The 17,703-nt window shown below is 72.5% G+C and carries 16 protein-coding genes and 1 pseudogene; 7 read left to right on the forward strand and 10 right to left on the reverse strand.

Going from position 1 to position 17,703, the window contains the following annotated elements:
• Positions 1–13: 13 nt before the first annotated feature.
• The 3 genes from tilS to dacB are packed head-to-tail and all read right to left on the reverse strand — an operon-like array spanning position 14 to position 3,386.
• Complete coding sequence (gene tilS / locus LV457_RS04055) at positions 14–961, reverse strand: tRNA lysidine(34) synthetase TilS (protein WP_232169145.1); 948 nt, start codon at positions 959–961, stop codon at positions 14–16.
• Positions 940–2,004: a zinc-dependent metalloprotease gene (locus tag LV457_RS04060; protein ID WP_232169146.1), complete on the reverse strand. Its 1,065-nt coding sequence runs from the start codon at positions 2,002–2,004 to the stop codon at positions 940–942. The genes tilS and LV457_RS04060 overlap by 22 nt, the downstream gene beginning before the upstream one ends.
• Complete coding sequence (dacB, locus tag LV457_RS04065) at positions 2,001–3,386, reverse strand: D-alanyl-D-alanine carboxypeptidase/D-alanyl-D-alanine-endopeptidase (protein ID WP_232169147.1); 1,386 nt, start codon at positions 3,384–3,386, stop codon at positions 2,001–2,003. Before dacB ends, LV457_RS04060 begins: the two co-directional genes overlap by 4 nt.
• A 113-nt stretch (positions 3,387–3,499) precedes the next feature.
• Between dacB and LV457_RS04070 the strand changes: the two genes are divergently transcribed.
• Together LV457_RS04070 and LV457_RS04075 are read left to right on the forward strand one after the other, a co-directional pair.
• Complete coding sequence (locus LV457_RS04070; RefSeq protein ID WP_232169148.1) at positions 3,500–3,985, forward strand: inorganic diphosphatase; 486 nt, start codon at positions 3,500–3,502, stop codon at positions 3,983–3,985.
• A 111-nt stretch (positions 3,986–4,096) separates the two neighbouring features.
• Positions 4,097–4,624, forward strand: a complete 528-nt coding sequence (locus LV457_RS04075) for a 2-oxo-4-hydroxy-4-carboxy-5-ureidoimidazoline decarboxylase (protein WP_232169149.1) — start codon at positions 4,097–4,099, stop codon at positions 4,622–4,624.
• Positions 4,625–4,722: 98 nt separating this feature from the next.
• On the opposite strand, the gene LV457_RS04080 is transcribed toward LV457_RS04075, so the two are convergent.
• From LV457_RS04080 to LV457_RS04095, 4 genes are all read right to left on the reverse strand, one after another.
• Positions 4,723–5,391, reverse strand: coding sequence for an IF2 family translation initiation factor (locus tag LV457_RS04080; protein WP_232169151.1), 669 nt, complete (start codon positions 5,389–5,391; stop codon positions 4,723–4,725).
• A gap of 24 nt (positions 5,392–5,415) precedes the next feature.
• Entirely contained in the window at positions 5,416–5,973 is a 558-nt protein-coding gene (locus tag LV457_RS04085) for a CsbD family protein (RefSeq protein ID WP_232169153.1), read from the reverse strand.
• A gap of 123 nt (positions 5,974–6,096) precedes the next feature.
• On the reverse strand, positions 6,097–6,504 hold the full coding sequence (locus LV457_RS04090; RefSeq protein WP_232169154.1) for a hypothetical protein: 408 nt from the start codon (positions 6,502–6,504) through the stop codon (positions 6,097–6,099).
• 77 nt (positions 6,505–6,581) lie between these two features.
• A complete protein-coding gene (locus LV457_RS04095) occupies positions 6,582–7,586 on the reverse strand; it encodes a TerC family protein (RefSeq protein WP_232169155.1) in 1,005 nt (334 codons plus the stop codon).
• A 254-nt stretch (positions 7,587–7,840) separates the two neighbouring features.
• Here LV457_RS04095 and LV457_RS04100 point away from each other — a divergent pair, with 254 nt between their 5' ends.
• From LV457_RS04100 to LV457_RS04120, 5 genes are read left to right on the forward strand one after another with little or no spacing between them, the layout of a single operon-like run.
• On the forward strand, positions 7,841–11,752 hold the full coding sequence (locus LV457_RS04100) for a Pls/PosA family non-ribosomal peptide synthetase (RefSeq protein WP_232169156.1): 3,912 nt from the start codon (positions 7,841–7,843) through the stop codon (positions 11,750–11,752).
• A complete protein-coding gene (locus LV457_RS04105) occupies positions 11,749–13,071 on the forward strand; it encodes a M1 family metallopeptidase (protein WP_232169245.1) in 1,323 nt (440 codons plus the stop codon). The genes LV457_RS04100 and LV457_RS04105 overlap by 4 nt, the downstream gene beginning before the upstream one ends.
• Entirely contained in the window at positions 13,068–14,342 is a 1,275-nt protein-coding gene (locus LV457_RS04110; protein WP_232169157.1) for a hypothetical protein, read from the forward strand. Before LV457_RS04105 ends, LV457_RS04110 begins: the two co-directional genes overlap by 4 nt.
• Positions 14,342–15,049, forward strand: coding sequence for a glycosyltransferase family 2 protein (locus tag LV457_RS04115; RefSeq protein ID WP_232169247.1), 708 nt, complete (start codon positions 14,342–14,344; stop codon positions 15,047–15,049). Before LV457_RS04110 ends, LV457_RS04115 begins: the two co-directional genes overlap by 1 nt.
• Positions 15,046–15,387, forward strand: a complete 342-nt coding sequence (locus LV457_RS04120; RefSeq protein WP_232169158.1) for a DUF2304 domain-containing protein — start codon at positions 15,046–15,048, stop codon at positions 15,385–15,387. The genes LV457_RS04115 and LV457_RS04120 overlap by 4 nt, the downstream gene beginning before the upstream one ends.
• Here the strand turns inward: LV457_RS04120 and LV457_RS04125 are convergent.
• From LV457_RS04125 to LV457_RS04135, 3 genes and pseudogenes are all read right to left on the reverse strand, one after another.
• Positions 15,384–16,322, reverse strand: coding sequence for an NAD-dependent epimerase/dehydratase family protein (locus LV457_RS04125; protein WP_232169159.1), 939 nt, complete (start codon positions 16,320–16,322; stop codon positions 15,384–15,386). The genes LV457_RS04120 and LV457_RS04125 overlap by 4 nt on opposite strands.
• A 43-nt stretch (positions 16,323–16,365) precedes the next feature.
• Complete coding sequence (locus tag LV457_RS04130; RefSeq protein ID WP_232169160.1) at positions 16,366–16,761, reverse strand: hypothetical protein; 396 nt, start codon at positions 16,759–16,761, stop codon at positions 16,366–16,368.
• Positions 16,740–17,703, reverse strand: a pseudogene (locus LV457_RS04135) (chemotaxis protein); the annotation flags it as partial. The pseudogene LV457_RS04135 and the gene LV457_RS04130, both read right to left, overlap by 22 nt.

Consider the following 17,703-nt stretch of genomic DNA (forward strand, 5'->3'; position numbering starts at 1 on the left):
GGGGCGCGGCGAGTCAGACTCCTTCGACGACCAGCGTCAGCGCGCCGTCGCGGCGGCGGGCGACGAGCCGCTGCCGGCGCCGCGGGGAGCCGACGGCCACGCCGCCCTGTCCGCGCCAGGCGGTGACCAGTTCCTCGACACCCCGCAGCTGCACGTCTTTGAGGTCGACGGCGCCGCGGGCCAGGAGCCAGCCGCGGATGATTCGCCGCCGGACCGCGGCGGGCTGGTCGATCAGCTCCGCGACCGCCAGCTCGTCGCCGGTGTGGCCGGCCGCCAGCGCGTCGAGTGCGTCGCCGTCCTCCTGCAGCGCCGTCGCGGTGCGGGCGAGCGCTTCGGCCACCCCGCCGCCCAGCACGTCCTCCAGCAGCGGCAGCACCTCGGATCGCAGCCGGACCCGCCGGTACCGCGGGTCGTCGTTGTGCGGGTCCTGCCACGGCGTCACGCCCAGCTCGGCGCAGGCGGCCGCGGTCACCGTGCGCCGCACCCCCAGCAGCGGGCGGCCCCACGGCGGCCGGTACGGCCGCATCCCGGCCAGCGACCGCGGGCCGGCGCCTCGGCCCAGGCCCAGCAGCACGGTCTCGGCCTGGTCGTCGAGGGTGTGGCCCAGCAGCACCGGCGCGCCGTCGCGGGCGGCGTCGAGCGCGTCGTAGCGCGCGGCGCGGGCTGCCGCCTCCGGCCCGCCCGGGCCGCCGACCGTCACCGTCAGCAGCTGTGCGGCAACGCATCCCAGCTGGGACGCTTGTTCGCGCGCCCGGGCGGCGACCGCCGCCGAGCCGGCCTGCAGCCCGTGGTCGACGATCAGCGCCACCGTGGGCCGGACGGCGGCGGCCGCGGCGGTGAGCGCGAGCGAGTCCGCGCCACCGGACAGGGCCACGCACCAGCTCCCCTCCGGGATGCCGGGGCGCGCGGCGAACTCCGTCACCGCGCGCCGCAGCTGCGCTAGAGCACCCGGTCGATCCACCGGCGCGGCTCGTCGATCTCGTCGGGCAGCGGCAACGTGTCGGGGTTGGTCCACACGGTGTTGAAGCGCTCCATGCCGACGTCTGCGACGACGGCGTCCACGAACGCCTTGCCGCGGGTGTACTGGCTCATCTTGGCGTCGATGCCCAACAGCGCCCGCAGCAGCCGCTGCAGCGGTGACTGGTGGCGGCGCCGACGTTCCTCGAAGCGGTGCCGGATGGTCGCCACCGACGGCACGACGGCCGGCCCGACGGCGTCCATGACGTGGTCGGCGTGGCCTTCGAGCAGCGTGCCCAGCACCAGCATCCGGTCGAGCGCCTCGCGCTGCGGTTCGGCCTGCACGGCGCGCAGCAGCCCGATGATGCCGTCGGAGCCGTTGTCGCGCTTGCCGTTTCGCCGGTCGCGCAGGAAGTCGCCGAGCCGGCCGACCATGGCGCCCATGTCGTCGGCGGCATCCTCGGTGAGCACCCGCAGCGTCGACGACATATAGCCGGCCAGCCAGGGGTTGGCGGCGAACTGCACGCGGTGCGTCACCTCGTGCAGGCAGACCCACATCCGGAAATCGGTGGGGCGCACCCGCAGCTGGCGCTCGACGGCGATGACGTTCGGGTACACCAGCAGCAGCACACCGCCGCCGTCCGGCCCGCCGGAGCCGAACGGGTCGTATTGCCCGAGGATGCCCGACGACACGAACGCGAGCACCGCGCCGGTCTGGGCGCCGGTGAGGCGGCCGCGCAGCAGTCCCGGCGAGTCGTCCGCGGAGCCGCCGGTCATGGTCCGCATCGAGTGTGCGGCGGCCCGGACCCACTGCGGCCGGTCGACGATCCGGGCGGCGGGCGCGTCGCCGGGCACGGCGAGCCGGGTGACGTCGCGCACCGGCTGCTCGGCGCGCCGCGAGGCCTCGGCGAGCTCGGCGATCGACTGCTCGCGGGTGTAGTCGGTGGTGGGCGGTGCCGGCCGGGCCAGCCGGGCGCCGGTGGCGGCGGCGAAGTCCCAGTCGACGACGGCGCCGACGGACAGCGACCCGCCGCTGCGCGGGCTCACTGGCCGCACCCGCAGGTGCGCAGGGTGGCGGCGAGGGTGTCGAGCGCGGTGCGGCCGGTGGGTCCGGCGTCGTTGGAGATGATCGCGAACGTCAGCACCCGGCCGCTGCGGTCGGTGACGACGCCCGCGAGCGCGTTGACGGCGCTCAGCGATCCGGTCTTGGCGCGCAGCCAGCCGGCGGCGTCGCGGCCGAGATCGGTGTCGTGATAGCGGTTGGACAGCGTTCCGCTCCCGCCGGCGATCGGCAGCGCGTCGAGCAACAGCCGCAGTCGCGGTTGCCCGGGCCCAGCGGCCGCACCGACCACCTCGTCGAGCGTCCGGGCGGCCAGCCGGTCGTTCCAGGACAGCCCGCTGGAGTCGACGAGCACCGCCCCGGTCAGGTCGACGCCTGCCTGGCGCAGGTGTTCGCCGACGGCGGCCGTCGCGCCCGCGAAGCTCACCGGCTTGCCGGACGCCGCCGCCACCTCGCGACCGATGCTCTCGGCCATCACGTTGTCGGACTGGTTCATCATGTCTCTCAACCGGTCTACCAGTGGCGGCGACTGAACGGCCGCCAACCGGCGGGCGTCGGGCGGCGCGGCGCCCAGCCGCACGGTGGCCGGGTCGGCGCCCAGCGCGACGGCCAGCGCCCGCCCGGCGTCCAGCGCCGGCGTGGTGGACCGCGCCGAGTCGACGCTGACGGGCTGGGTGCGCCCGCCGTCGAGCATGACCGCTTCCATCGGGGCGATGTCGCCGCCCTCGATGTCGGCCGGGTCCCAGCCGGGCGCCATGGTCGGCCCGGTGTAGGCGCCGGTGTCGACGACGACGTCCCTCGCCGGCACGCCGGTGGCCTTGACCTGCGCCGCGAGGTCGGAGATCCGGGCGGCGTCGCGATACCAGGTGTCGTCGTCGCCGGGCGCCGCCGACAGGGTCGGGTCGCCGCCGCCGACCAGCACCACGACGCCCGGCCGGTCGCCGCTGGTGACGGTGGTGGTGAACCGGGCGTCGGTCGGCAGGGTCAGCAGCGCCGCCGCGGCGGTCAGCACCTTGTTCGTCGACGCGGGGAGCAGCGGCTCGCCGGCGTTGCGGTCGAGCAGCTCGTCGCCGGTGAGGGCGTCGGCGACGCGGACGCCGAAGCGCCCGAGGTCGGGATTGTCGAGCGCCGCGAGCAGCGCCGCGGCGAGGCCCTGGCGGGTCGGTTCGGGCGCGGTGTCGGCGACCGGCACCACCGCCGGATCGGCCCGCACCGGCGCCGGCGCGGCGGGCACGGCCGGGGCGTTGCCGCGCGACGGGCTGCCGCCGGCGATGAACGCGGCCACGCCGATCAGCACTGCGGTGAGCACCAGCACGGCGGCGGCGAGCACCACGTGGGTGACGCGGCGGCGTCCGCGGATCCGACGCATGGGTCCCCTGTCCTCATCCGCGCGGCCGAGCGGCCACGGCGCGCTCACCAGCAGGGTAACGGCTCCACTATGGTTGACCCCCGGACGCCGCCGGACGCAAAGGAGCCCTGTTCGTGGAATTCGACGTGACCATCGAGATCCCCAAGGGTCAGCGCAACAAGTACGAGGTGGATCACGAGACCGGCCGGGTGCGGCTCGACCGCTATCTCTACACCTCGATGGCCTACCCGACCGACTACGGGTTCATCGAGCACACCCTGGGCGAGGACGGCGATCCACTCGATGCGCTGGTGCTGTTGCCGCAGTCGGTGTTTCCCGGCGTGATCGTCGAGGCGCGTCCGGTGGCGATGTTCAAGATGGTCGACGAGGCGGGCGGCGACGACAAGGTGTTGTGCGTGCCTGCGGGCGACAAGCGTTGGGACCACATCCAGGACGTGGGCGACGTGCCCGCCGAGGAGCTCGAGGTCATCAAGCACTTCTTCGTCCACTACAAGGACCTCGAGCCCAACAAGTACGTCAAGGCGGCCGACTGGGTCGGTCGCGAGGAGGCCGAGGCCGAGGTCACGCGCTCGCAGGAGCGGTACGCGCCGCAGCACTGAGCGGGTGTGCTACGGGCGCGTTACGCGTCGTTAAGCGCGCGTCAATTTCGGCTCGGGGGGATGGCGTGCCGACTGTGCAGAACTGATCATGAAGTGCACAGGAGGTATCCCATGCTGCTGCACCAGGGTCTGGGTCTGGAGACCTTCAACGCCATGCCCTTCCAGAAGGCCGTGCACGCGCTGTACGAGTGCTGCAACTGCGTGACGCTGGCCGGCGACCTCGCCCGGGGCCGGCCCTACGCCGACCGCGAGGCGCTCTACCGCCGGGCCGACGACCTGTTGTTCGCGCTGCCCGAGGAGACGGTCGACACGATCCTCGAAGCGTATCCGGACATCGGGCGGCGGCCGGGCAGCGTCCGCTCGCGCCACGAGCCGTGCGCGGTGCGCGACGACCGGTCGGAGACCATGGCCGAGCTGCACGACACCGCCCGGCGCTACCGCGAGCGCTTCGGGTCGCCGTTCGTGATGTACGTCGACGGGGCCGACGCCGACGCCGTGCTGGCGACGGTCGCCGGCCGGCTGCACAACGACTACGAGACCGAGCGCAAGGTCATCCGCAACGAGCTGGCGAAGATCAACCGCACCCGGCTGGAGCGGATGCTCGGGCCCGACGGCGGCTACGACAACTGGGGCGGCTGACGCCTTGACCCTCTGACGCCTTGACCCTCTGACGCCTTGACCCTCTGACGCGCGAAACCCCCGGGCGTAACCCGGGGGTTTCGTCGTTGCGGCAGAAATCAGCTGTTCTCGGCCCGCCGCTTGTCCTTCTCGGCGTCGGCGAGCTCCTCGACCCGGTTGGCCTCGGCCCGCTTCTGCGTCGCGGCGACCCGCTTGTCGCGGGCGTCGTCGAGCTTCTTGTCGGCGGCCTCGGCGGCCCGCTCCTCGATCTTCTCGGCGCGCGCCTGCTCCTGACGCTTGTTCTTCTCGGCGGCCTTCACCCGCTGCTCGGCGAGCTCGTCGGCCTGCTGCTTGGCCGCGGCGGCACGCTTCTGCGCGTTCGCCTCGGCGGCCTTCTTGCGGTCCTGCGCGTCGCTGTAGGCCTCCTTGACCTCGCGCTGCGCCTCCTCGCGGGCCTGCTTCTGCTCCTCGACGACCTCCTCGCGGGTGGCCTTGAGCGATTGGTCGGCCTGGTTGCGCTTCCGCTTGGCGTCGGCCTCCAGCTGCGCGGCGCGGCTCAGGGCGTCACTGCGCTCGAGCAGCGCGGCACCGCGCTGGGCCAGCTCGTCGTCCTTCAGCGCGCCGCCGACGGTGGCGTCGAGCATGCCCAGCGACCGCTCGTAGAACAGCCGGGCCGGCGTCTCCTCGTTCAACCGCGAGAACACCCGGGTCTCGATGAGTTCCAGCGGGTAGCGGGCCAGCGAATATTGGAAGCGCAGTACCGCGAACGGCACATCGGTGATCTTCATTGATTTCTCCTGTGGGGTGGTAGGTCAGCTGAGCTTCGCGTCGTCCGACAGGCTCTCGGCCTCCCGGCGCAGCCGCTCGGCCTCGGCTTCGGCGTTGTCGGCGGCCTTCACCTGCGCGCGGTGCTCGTCGGCGGCGTCCACCAGTTCTTCGGCGGCGTCGCGGATCTCGGCCCGCTCCTCGGCGGTGACGGCCTGCGCCTTGCGCTGCGCCTCCACCTCGGCCTGCGCCTTCTGCCGGGCGGCGTCCTGCTGGCTGGCCTGCTCGGCCTGGCGCTTGCGGGCCTCGGCGTCGGCCTTGGCTGCGCGCTCGGCCGCCGCGGCGTCGGCGGCGGCCTCGACGCGCTCCTGGGTGGCAACCTTACGGGCCTCGGCGACCTGCTCGCGCGCCTCCTGGCTCTCGGCGTCGGCCAGCGCCGCCTTGGTGTCCGCCTCGCGCCGCTGCTCGGCCTGCGCCTGCTCCAGCTGGCCCTCGGCGGTCAGCGAATCGTTACCCGTGACCGCCCCGGCGACCTCCTTGGCCTTGCCCTTCACGGTGTCGATGAGACCCTTGCGGGCCTGCCCTGCCTGATCGTGCTGTGTCATGCACCCTCCCTGACGTCTGGTTTCGAGCTCTCGCGGCGAGGCTCGTGCACTGGCCCTGAGGTTCCACGCTGCCCGGGCGTGTCAAACCCCGCTGTGACCCGTGCCACGTCCCAGGGAGGCGCCTCAGGCGGCGCGGGCGACCGGTAGCCGGTCGGGAAGTCGGGCGAGCACGGCGGTGGCCCACCCGCGCACGTCGTCGCCGGCGACCAGCGGCAGCAGCGTCACGCCGTCGGCGACCGCGGCCATGAAGATGTCCGCGATCAGCCCGGTGAGCCCGTCGAGGGTGCCGACGTAGCGCAGCCCGTCCGCCGCGCTGTCCGAAAGCCCCAGCGCCCGGCGGCGGGCCGTCGGGTAGTCGTCGGCGATGAGGACGCGCAGGTCCGCGACGGCGTCGCCGGCGATCTCCCTACCGGCGCGTTGCGCCTGCTGCAGGTCGGGGGCGCCGAAGCGGGTGACGGGCGTGCCGCCCGCGGTCAACTCGTCCCAGCCCGCGGCCTCGTCGACGAAGATCCGCAGTGCGCGCGTGCTCATCGCGGCCACGCTAGGCCCGGCCGGAGCAGCGGTCACCGATTGTGCTCATGGCGACCGCAACCCCGGCCCGGGCGCCGCTATTCCGACGAGGTGTCGGCGGCTTGCGCTTCCTCGGCCGCTTTGAGCAGGTTGCGGGTGCGGTAGAGGCTGGCGACGGTGGTGACGATCAGCGTGACGACGATGACGCCCAGGGACAGCAGCGTCGGGATCTCCGGGACGGGCACGTGCTCGCCGCCGTTGATGAACGGCAATTCGTTCTCGTGCAGCGCGTGCAGCACGAGCTTCACGCCGATGAACGCGAGGATGAACGCCAGCCCGTAGGACAGGTAGACCAGCCGCTTGACCAGCCCGCCGAGCAGGAAGTACAGCTGGCGCAGGCCCATCAGCGCGAACACGTTGGCGGTGAAGACCAGGTACGGCTCCTGGGTGAGGCCGTAGATCGCCGGGATCGAGTCGAGCGCGAAGATCAGGTCGGTGGTGCCCAGCGCGACGATCACCAGGAACATCGGCGTCATCAGGCGCTTGCCGTCCTCCTTGACCCACAGCTTCAGGCCGTCCCAGCGGTCGGTGAGCGTCAGGTGGTTGCGGGCGAACGTGACGACGCGGTTGTCGCCGTCGTCGTCGTGGTCGGTGTCGCGGGCCAGGTTGATCGCGGTGTACACCAGGAACGCGCCGAAGATGTAGAACACCCACGAGAAGTTGTTGATGGCGACCGCGCCGAGCGCGATGAAGATGCCGCGGAAGATCAGCGCCAGGATGATGCCGACCATCAGCGCCTCCTGCTGATACTTCCTGGGCACGTTGAAGCTCGCCACGATGATCAGGAAGATGAACAGGTTGTCCACGGACAGGCTGTATTCGGTGAGCCAGCCGGCGAAGAATTCGATGCCGTAGTTGCCGCCGTGGAAGAACCACACCCACACGCCGAAGATCACCGCGAGTCCGACGTATACGGACAGCGCGATGGCGCATTCCTTCATCGACGGTTCGTGGGGGCGGCGGGCGATGGCCACCACGTCGAACAGCAGGACCGCAATGGTCACGCCGATCGTGACGGCCCACTCGAGGTTGGAAACGTTCAACGGGTACCTCCGGTCGTCGACAGCACGCCGAAGGTCTCTTCCACCGCCGCTGGCGGCCCGCGCGCCGGTCGGCCTCCGATGGCCGACGTGATGACGACGTCGCGGCGAAGGAATACTCCCCTCCCCCTACAGTGTGGCAGGCACCGCGGCGCGGTGCGGCACCGGGCGTTGCCGCTCGATGACGATCGGGTCAAGCCGCTGTGGCGCTGCCGGGACCGCGAGCGGCGGCATGAGTAGGTTCTCTCCTCGTGGCGATGAGCGAGATACCGGCGCAGTACCTGCGGTCGCGGTCCGCGCCGACGCCCCGGACCCTCGTCGACATCCTGTACGACACCGCCGCGCGCCACCCCTCGGCGCCCGCCATCGACGACGGCTCGGTCCAGCTCACCTACGCCGAGCTGATCACCGACATCGAGGAGAGCGTGCGCTGGCTCGCGGCGCGCGGCATCGGGCGCGGCGACCGCATCGGCATCCGCATGCCCTCGGGCAGCTATGCGCTCTACGTCGCCATCCTCGCGGTCCTGGCGACCGGCGCCGCCTATGTCCCGGTGGACGCCGACGATCCGCCCGAGCGCGCCGAGCTGGTGTTCGGCGAGGCACAGGTGGTCGCGGTGATCACCGAGCAGGGCCTGGTGCGACGCCCGGGCGCGTCGCGGGGCTGGCGAGCGTCGCCGCCGCTGTCCCGCGACGACGCCTGGATCATCTTCACCTCGGGCTCCACGGGCACGCCGAAGGGCGTCGCGGTGACGCACCGCAGCGCGGCGGCCTTCGTCGACGCCGAGGCGACACTGTTCTGCCAGGCGGATCCGCTCGGACCCGGCGACCGCGTGCTGGCGGGGCTGTCGGTGGCGTTCGACGCGTCCTGCGAGGAGATGTGGCTGGCGTGGCGGCACGGCGCCTGCCTGGTGCCCGCACCCCGCTCGCTGGTGCGCAGCGGCATGGACCTCGGACCGTGGCTGGTGGCGCGGGAGGTGACGGTGGTGTCGACGGTGCCGACGCTGGCGTCGCTGTGGCCCGCCGAGGCGCTCGAATCGGTGCGGCTGCTGATCCTGGGCGGCGAGGCGTGCCCGCCGGAGCTGGCCGAACGCCTCGCGGTCGGTGACGCCGGCCGCGAGGTGTGGAACACCTACGGCCCCACCGAGGCGACGGTGGTGGCGAGCGCGGCCCGGCTCGACGGCCGCGCGCCGGTGAGCATCGGGCTGCCGCTGCCCGGCTGGGATCTCGCGGTCGTCGACCGCAACGGCGAGCCGGTGGCCGACGGCGAGGTGGGCGAGCTGGTGATCGGCGGGGTCGGCCTGGCGCGGTACCTCGATCCGGCCAAGGATGCCGAGGCCTTCGCGCCGATGGAGTCGCTGGGCTGGAGCCGCGCCTACCGCAGCGGCGACCTGGTGCGGCTGCAGCCCGACGGGCTGGTGTTCGTCGGCCGCGCCGACGACCAGGTGAAGGTCGGCGGCCGGCGCATCGAGCTCGGCGAGGTCGACGCCGCCCTGCTGCGCCTGCCCGGTGTGACCGGCGGCGCCGCGGCCGTGCGCACGACGGCGAGCGGGACGCCGCTGCTGGTCGGCTACGTGGTGTCGACCGATCCGCATTTCGACCTCGCGGCGGCCCGCGACGCTCTCACCGCCTCGCTGCCCGCCGCGCTGGTGCCGCGGCTGGTGCGCGTCGATGAGCTGCCGACCCGCACGTCCGGCAAGGTCGACCGCGACGCGCTGCCGTGGCCGCCGCCCGGCGCGGACGCCGCCGACGACGCCGTGCCGGACCTCGGCGGCACGCAGGGCTGGCTGGCGACGCTGTGGCGCGACGTGCTGGCCACCCCGGTCGACGGTCCGCAGGCCGACTTCTTCGCGTCCGGCGGCGGTTCGCTGTCGGCCGCGCAACTCGTGGCGCGGCTGCGGGAGCGCTTCCCGCAGGTGACGGTCGCCGACCTCTACGACCACCCGCGGTTGGGTTCGCTCGCCGAATACCTCGACACGCTCGCCCCTCCCCCGCCCGTCGAAGCGCGCGTGGTGCGCCCGACGCCCCGCCTGATGCAGGCCGCGCAGCTGCTGGCGGCCGTGCCGCTGGCCACGCTGACCGCGCTGCAGTGGCTGACCTGGCTCGCCGTCGCCAACAACGTCGCGGACGCGCTGCGGGTGGTGCCGTGGACGGTCACCGTCGACTGGCGGCTCGTGCTGATCGCGTTCCTGCTCGTCGTCACGCCGCCGGGCCGCATGGCGATCGCGGTGTTCTTCGCCCGCATCTTGGTCGGCGCGCTGGAACCGGGCAGCTATCCCCGGGGCGGGAGCGTGCACCTGCGGGTGTGGCTGGCCGAACGGCTCGCCGCGGCCAGCGGCGCGGAGAACCAGGCCGGCGCCCCGTGGCTGGTCTACTACGCCCGCGCGCTCGGCAACACCATCGGCAAGGGCGTCGACCTGCATTCGGCGCCGCCGGTCACCGGGCTGCTGACGCTGGGCCATCGCTGCTCCGTCGAACCCGAGGTCGACCTGTCGGGCCATTGGGTCGACGGCGACCGCTTCCACGTCGGGCGCATCACGATCGGCAACGACGCCACGATCGGGGCGCGCAGCACGCTGTTCCCCGGGGCGGTGATCGGTAAGGACGCCGACGTCGCCGCCGGATCGGGTGTGGTGGGCAAGGTGAAGAGCGGTCAGCACTGGCGCGGCTCGCCGGCCGTGAAATCGGGCAAGGTGCGCCATCCCTGGCCGCAGCGGCGGCCGCCGCGGGCACCGGCCTGGGCGGTGGCCTACGGCGTGACGTCGCTGCTGCTCGGCGGGCTGCCGCTGGTGGCGCTGGCGGCCGGCCTGGCGGTGGTCGGCTGGGCGGTCCGCGACACCGATCGGCTGGCCGACGCCGTCGTTCCGGCGCTGGCGTGGTCGCCGGTCGCGACGCTGGTGGCGCTGGCCACCTACGCCGTGCTGACCGTCGTCGGCGTGCGGCTGCTGGCCGTGGGCCTGCGCGAGGGCTACCACCCGGTGCGCAGCCGCGTGGGCTGGCAGTTGTGGGCCACCGAGCGGCTGCTCGACGCCGCCCGCGACTATCTGTTCCCGCTGTACGCCAGCCTGCTGACGCCGGGGTGGCTGCGGCTGCTCGGCGCGAGGGTCGGCCGCGGCACCGAGATCTCGACCGTGCTGCTGACCCCGAAGTTCACCGTGATCGAGGACGGCGCCTTCCTCGCCGACGACACGATGGTCGCCTCCTACGAGCTCGGCGGCGGCTGGATCCACGCCGCGACGGCCACCGTCGGCACCCGGGCGTTCCTCGGCAACTCCGGCATCACCCAGCCGGGCCGCCGCGTGCCGGATTACGGCCTCGTCGCGGTGCTGTCGGCGACGCCCGCCAAGGCCAAGACCGGTTCGTCGTGGCTGGGGAGCCCGCCGATCCGGTTGCGCCGCAAGGTGACTCAGACCGACGACAGCCGCACGTTCCACCCGTCGGTGGCGCTGCGGGTGCGCCGCGGCGCCGTCGAGACGTGCCGGCTGATCCCGGTGGTCGTCAGCTTCGCCATCGGGCTCGCGGTGCTGGGCGCGTTGCAGGCGATCGCGGGCGCGGCCGGCTACGGCTGGGCGGCCGCCGCGGGCGGGCTCGTGCTGCTGGCGGCGGGCGCGGTCGCCGGCGCGGCGGCGGTGATCGCGAAGTGGCTGCTGGTGGGCCGCATTCGGCCGACCGATCACCCGCTGTGGTCGTCGTTCGTGTGGCGCAACGAGGTGTCGGACACCTTTGTCGAGACGGTGGCGGCGCCGTGGTTCGCGCGCGCCGCGGCGGGCACACCGGTGATGAACCTGTGGCTGCGGGCGCTGGGCGCCACGGTGGGCCGCGGCGTGTGGTGTGAGACGTACTGGCTGCCCGAAGCCGACCTGGTGACGCTGAGCCGGGCGGCCACCGTCAACCGGGGTTGCGTCGTGCAGACCCACCTGTTCCACGACCGCGTGATGCGGCTCGACACGGTCGTGCTGGAGCCGGGCGCCACGCTGGGGCCGCACTGTGTGGCGCTGCCCGCCGCCCGCGTCGGGATGGGCGCCACCGTCGGCCCGGCGTCGCTGGTGATGCGCGGCGACGTCGTGCCGGATTCCACACGCTGGCAGGGCAATCCGATCGCGCCGTGGAACGAGCGCGGCAAGCGGGCACGGTCGGCGCCGAGGGCCGCCGCGGCGGGCGCCGCCGCGTGAAGAAGCACGCCGACGGCATCGATCCGTACGTGCCCGGCAGCGGCAACGCCGGGTACCGGGTGACGCACTACGACCTCGACCTGGACTACAAGGTGCCGGCGAACCGGCTCACCGGCACCGCGACGATCTCCGCCGTGGCCGACAGCGAGCTGAGCGGCTTCACCCTCGATCTGGCCGACTCGCTCTCGGTGTCCAAGGTGTCGGTGAACGGTTCTCGGCCGCAACGGTTCTCGGTGTCCGGCGGCAAGCTGCGGGTGGCGCTGAAACACCCGGTGCCGGCCGACGAGGAGCTGCGCGTCGCCGTCCGCTACGGCGGCAGCCCACGGCCCATCCGATCACCGTGGGGCGACGTCGGTTTCGAGGAGCTGACCGACGGGGCGCTGGTGGCCGGCCAACCCAACGGCGCGCCGTCGTGGTTTCCCTGCGACGACCATCCGAGCTCCAAGGCCGGCTACCGCATCCGGGTCACCGCCGACTCGCCCTACCGCGTCGTCGCCAACGGCGAGCTGGTGTCGAAGCGGGTGCGGGCAGGGCACACCACCTGGACCTATGAGCTCTCCGAACCGACGTCGACCTACCTGGTGACGCTGCAGATCGGGCGCTACGAGCAGCACCGGCTCGCGTCGTCGCCGGTGGCGATGTCGGCCGCCGTCCCGAAGCGGCTGCACCGCGACTTCAGCCACGCCTTTGCGCGTCAGCCGCAGATGATGGAGGTGTTCGTCGAGGCGTTCGGGCCGTATCCGCTGGGGAGCGGCTACACCGTGGTGGTCACCGACGACGACCTCGAGATCCCGCTCGAAGCCCAGGGCTTGTCGATCTTCGGCGCGAACCACTGCGGCGACGACCGGGCGTCGGAGCGGCTGATCGCCCACGAGCTCGCGCACCAGTGGTTCGGCAACGCGGTGACCGTGCGCCGGTGGCGCGACATCTGGCTGCACGAGGGCTTCGCCTGCTACGCCGAGTGGCTGTGGTCCGAGGCGTCCGGCGGCCCGGGCGCCGACGAGCTCGCGAAGCGGTATCACCGGCGGCTGCGCGACTCCCCGCAGGACTTGGTGCTCGCCGACCCCGGTCCCGCCGACATGTTCGACGACCGCGTCTACAAGCGCGGCGCGCTGACCCTGCACGCGCTGCGCGCCCGGCTCGGTGACGACGACTTCTTCGCGCTGCTGCGGCAGTGGGTGTCGCGACACCGCCACGGGACCGTCGTCACCGACGACTTCACCCTCCTGGCCGCCGAGTACAGCAGCGAGTCGCTCGACGCGCTGTGGGACGCCTGGCTGTACGCGACGCCGGTGCCCGACCTGCCGGAGCGGCGGTGACCGACGCCGGCGCGACGCCCGGCCCGGTCACCCGCTCCAGCGTCGCGCGCGTCGGGGTGGCCACCGTGCTGCAGGCGCTGTGCGGCTATGCGGTGCTCTACCTGGCGGCGCGGGACCTGGAGCCCGCCGGGTTCTCGGTGTTCGGCGTGTTCTGGGGTGCGTTCGGACTGGTCGCGGGCGCCGCGAACGGACTGCTGCAGGAGACCACCCGCGAGATCCGGCTCACCGGGCCCGACGTTCCGCCCGGCCCGCAGGTCCGTCCGCTGCGGGTCGCGGCGGGCGTCGGCGTGGCCGCAGCGGTGGCGATCGCCGGCACCGCGGTGCTGTGGGCGAAGCCGGTGTTCGTCGAGGAGCCGCGGCTGAGCGTGGCGCTGCTGGCGGTCGGGCTCGCCGGGTTCTGCATCCACGCCACGCTGCTCGGGGCGCTGGCCGGCGTCGGCCGCTGGAGCGAGTACGGCGCGCTCATCGTCACCGACGCGGCGCTGCGGGTCACCGTGGCGGCGGCGACCTTCTTGCTCGGCTGGGGGCTCGCCGGCTTTCTGTGGGCGACGGTGGCCGGGGCGGTGGCGTGGCTCGTCCTGCTGCTGGTGTCGCCCGCGGCGCGGGCCGCGGGCCGGCGGTCAGCGGCGGGCACCACGTGGAGCTTCCTGCGCGGCACCGGCCACGCGATCGCCGCCGCGGGAGCCAGCGCCGTGCTGGTCATGGGGTTCCCGGTGCTGCTGAAGGTGACGTCGGGGCGCGCGGACCTCGGGGCCACCGGCGGCGTGGTGATCCTCGCGGTGACGTTGACGCGCGCACCGCTGATGGTTCCGCTCACCGCCATGCAGGGCAATCTCATCGCGCACTTCGTCGACCGGCGCGCCGACCGGCTGCGAGCGCTGGTCGCGCCCGCGGCGGTGGTGACCGCGCTGGGCGTGGTGGCGGTGGCGGCTGCCGGGTCGATCGGCCCGTGGCTGGTGCACGTCGCGTTCGGCGCCGACTACGACGCCAGCGGGCCGCTCTTGGCGTGGCTGACCGCCGCGGGCCTGGCGACCGCGCTGCTGACGCTGACCGGCGCGGCGACCGTGGCGGCGGCCATGCACCGCGCCTACTCGGCGGGCTGGCTGGTGGCGACCGCGGTGTCGACGGGGCTGCTGCTGCTGCCGACCGAGCTGGAGACACGCACCATCGTGGCGATGTGCGCGGGCCCGCTCGCCGGGATCGCGGTGCACTCGGTGGCGTTGTGGCGGTCGCCGCCCGCCGCGCTGCCGGCCGATGCCCGTGTACCTTGATCGGCATCGACAGCCGCTATGACGATGTGTGGATCGTCGTTCCCGCGTTCAACGAGGGGAGCGTCGTCGGAGACGTCGTTTCCGAGCTGCGGACGGTGTTTCGCAACGTGGTCTGCGTCGACGACGGCAGCCGCGACGACACCGGCCCGGCCGCACTGGCCGCCGGTGCGCACGTGGTCCGTCATCCCGTCAACCTCGGGCAGGGCGCCGCCATCCAGACCGGCGTCGACTACGCCCGCAGCCGCCCCGGCGCGGCCGTCTTCGTGACGTTCGACGCCGACGGCCAGCACCAGGTGAAGGACGTCGTGCGGATGATCGACCGGCTCGGCGCCGGGGACGTCGACATCGTGATCGGCAGCCGGTTCTCCCAGCAGCACGCGGCTACGCACACCCCGCTGCTCAAGCGGCTGGTGCTGCGCACCGCGGCGCGGGTGTCGCCGGACAGCCGCCGCCTCGGGCTCACCGACGCACACAACGGGCTGCGGGTGTTCAACCGCACCGTCGCCGACGGCCTGAACATCACCATGAACGGCATGAGCCACGCCGGCGAGATCATCGCCACCATCGTCGAGAATGGCTGGCGCGTCGCCGAGGAGCCCGTCGAGATCCTCTACACCGAGTATTCGATGTCCAAGGGCCAGTCGCTGATCAACGGGATCAACATCGTGTTCGACGGGCTGCTGCGCGGCGGGAGGATGTCCCGGTGAACTGGATTCAGGCGCTGCTGATCGTGTCGATCCTGGCGCTGCTGGTCTATCTGCTGAAGTCGCGGGCGAGCGCCCGGTCGCGGGCGTGGGTCAAGGTCGGTTTCCTGCTGTTCGTCGCCGCCGCCATCTATGCGATCCTGCGGCCCGACGACACGACCGTCGTCGCCAACTGGCTGGGCGTCGACCGCGGAACCGACCTGCTCGAATACGCGTTGATCATCGCGTTCGCCTTCACCACGCTCAGCACCTACCTGCGCTTCAAGGATCTGGAGCTGCGGTACGCGCAGCTGGCCCGCGCGGTCGCGCTGCAGAGCGCTCAGCAGCCCGAAGAGCGCTAGGCGTTGGTGCGGAAGTAGTCGACCGTGCGGGCGACGCCCTCGTCGATGTCGACCTGCGGCCGCCAACCCAGCACCTCAGCGGCGCGCGAGATGTCCAGGCACGAGCGGCGCAGGTCGCCGAGCCGCGGCGGGTGCAGTTCCGGTTCGTCGGGCGCGCCGGCCGCCTTGGCGATGGCGGTATGCAGTTGTCGCACCGACGTCTCGGTTCCGGTGCCGATGTTGAAGCGCTGGCCGTTGCCCGCGGGGCCCGAGGCCTTCACGAAAGCGTCCACGACGTCGTCGACGAACACGTAGTCGCGGGTGTCGGTGCCGTCGCCGAAGATCTTCGTCGGCTGCCCGGCCAGGAGCGCCTTGGAGAAGATGGCGACGACGCCGGCCTCGCCGTGCGGGTCCTGCCGGGGGCCGTAGACGTTGCCAGGCGCGATGAACGAGCACTCCAGGTCGTACAGGTGGCGGAAGGTGTTGAGGTAGATCTCGCCGGCGACCTTGCTCGCGGCATAGGGCGACGCCGGGTCGACGGGCGTGTTCTCGTCGGTCGGGTAGTGCGGCGGGGTGCCGTAGATCGACCCGCCGCTGGAGGTGTGGATCACCTTGCGGACGCCCTGGCGACGGGCGGCTTCCGCCAGCCGGATGGTGCCGACGACGTTCACGGATGCATCGAATTGCGGGTCGGTCACCGAGTGGCGTACCGAAATCTGTGCCGCCAGATGGAAAATGACCTCCGGCCGGTGCCGTTCGATGATCGCGTCGAGATCAGCGGTGACGATGTCGGCTTCCTCGAACGTGAAGTCGTCGGACGTCCGGGCGCCCTCGAGGTTGACGCTTCGCCCTGAGCTCAGATCGTCGATACCGGCGACGACATGTCCGTCGGCAAGCAGGCGATCCACCAATGTCGAGCCGATGAAACCGGCCGCCCCCGTAACCAGTGTGCGCATCGGCATAACCCTAGTGGCGGCCGTTTCGAATAGTTAGCCGGAGTCAGACCGAGACGGCGTCCGGGCCGTCATTTCCTTGCGGGTTCACATAGTCGCCGCGGGCGCCGTAGCCGCCGGCTCCCGCTTCACCCGCCCCCACCTCCGCGGCGAGGCGATTGAGTGCGGCGGCGTTCTGCCGTTCGGTTTCCTCGAGCATCTGCAGCGCCTTCTCCGACTTGACGAGATCGTCCGTGGCGCGCTCCTGCAGCTTCTCGGCCCACATCTTGGCTTGCGCGGCCTGCGTCCGGGCCACCTTCGCCAAGGCGAGGTCGATCGGCGAGGTTCCGGTGGCGGTCGGCACCGGGCCTTCCACCGCGACCGACCGGACCGCTTCGGCGATCTTCGCGATCTCGCTGCGGGTGAGTTCCGGATCGACCTTTATGTGGCCGCTGTCTGCCATAGCTCCTCCTCTTTCTGCACCTGGCGGGCCGCGTAGACGACGTCGGCGAACGCGGGGCTGTCGCCCCGCCACAGCGACAGCGCCTCCATCGCGCGATCGATGTTGTGGTGGGCGCGGTAGAGCGCGGTCGCCGACGGATCGGTGGACGGTTCGACGTCGATGAATCCGGGCCGCAGATAGAGCGACTTGCCGTTGTACAGCGCGTTGTTCAGCGCTTCCCATCGTTCGTCGGCGATCGCGGTGTGCTTCGCGAGCGCGTCGGCGATCTCGCGGACGACAGCCGGGACCTCGGCGTGCAGCCGCTCCGCCCGGGTCAGCGCTGTGGCCACCGCGTGGGTGGTCGCCTGCCACGCCTGTGCGGGCAACTGCGGGTCGGCCTGCTGCGTGCGGGCGTACTCCGTCGGATCGATGACCGCCAGGCGGTGAGCTCGGGTGTCGTCGAGCTCCGGCGTCGGGTCCGTCGGCCCGAAGGGCGACTGCGTGGAGTCGCAGTCCTGGTAGTGCGGCACCTGTGCGCGGCGGGCCGGCAGCACCGACGAGCCGCCCGGGTCCGTCGTAGCCGCGACCGCGAACAATTCGACGTTGGGGTCCAGCACCGCCCGGTCGGCGGCGTAGGCCACCATGGTCGCCGCGGGGTTCACCCAGCCGAACCACGTCCGTTGGAAGGACGCGTCGAGCAGTGGATCGGCGAACAGCACCCGCGCCGACCGCGGCACGAACACGTTCGGCGGGATGTAGCCCGCGCCGTCGTTGGTCGTGATGACCGTTTCGAACCCGGTGGCCGTGCGGAACACACCGACACACCAGTGCAGGCCCGGGTACATCCGCGATTGATGCAGCAGCTCGTAGGCCAAGGCGACCGCCTCGTCGAGCCGCTGATGCGTCGTCTCCGAGCTCACCAGCGCCGCTCCGGTGCCCGTCGCGCTCAGCCCGGCCGCCGCC

The sequence above is a fragment of the Mycobacterium sp. MYCO198283 genome, assembly GCF_021213805.1.
GTDB lineage: Bacteria > Actinomycetota > Actinomycetes > Mycobacteriales > Mycobacteriaceae > Mycobacterium.

What these genes read in the sequence shown, in the direction of transcription:
- LV457_RS04075 (WP_232169149.1), top strand. Translation starts at nt 4,097, where the DNA reads ATGCTGCTGCACCAGGGTCTGGGTCTGGAGACCTTCAACGCCATGCCC.
- LV457_RS04125 (WP_232169159.1), bottom strand. Translation starts at nt 16,322, where the DNA reads ATGCGCACACTGGTTACGGGGGCGGCCGGTTTCATCGGCTCGACATTG.
- LV457_RS04080 (WP_232169151.1), bottom strand. Translation starts at nt 5,391, where the DNA reads ATGAAGATCACCGATGTGCCGTTCGCGGTACTGCGCTTCCAATATTCG.
- LV457_RS04100 (WP_232169156.1), top strand. Translation starts at nt 7,841, where the DNA reads ATGAGCGAGATACCGGCGCAGTACCTGCGGTCGCGGTCCGCGCCGACG.
- dacB (WP_232169147.1), bottom strand. Translation starts at nt 3,386, where the DNA reads ATGCGTCGGATCCGCGGACGCCGCCGCGTCACCCACGTGGTGCTCGCC.
- LV457_RS04090 (WP_232169154.1), bottom strand. Translation starts at nt 6,504, where the DNA reads ATGAGCACGCGCGCACTGCGGATCTTCGTCGACGAGGCCGCGGGCTGG.
- LV457_RS04085 (WP_232169153.1), bottom strand. Translation starts at nt 5,973, where the DNA reads ATGACACAGCACGATCAGGCAGGGCAGGCCCGCAAGGGTCTCATCGAC.
- LV457_RS04130 (WP_232169160.1), bottom strand. Translation starts at nt 16,761, where the DNA reads ATGGCAGACAGCGGCCACATAAAGGTCGATCCGGAACTCACCCGCAGC.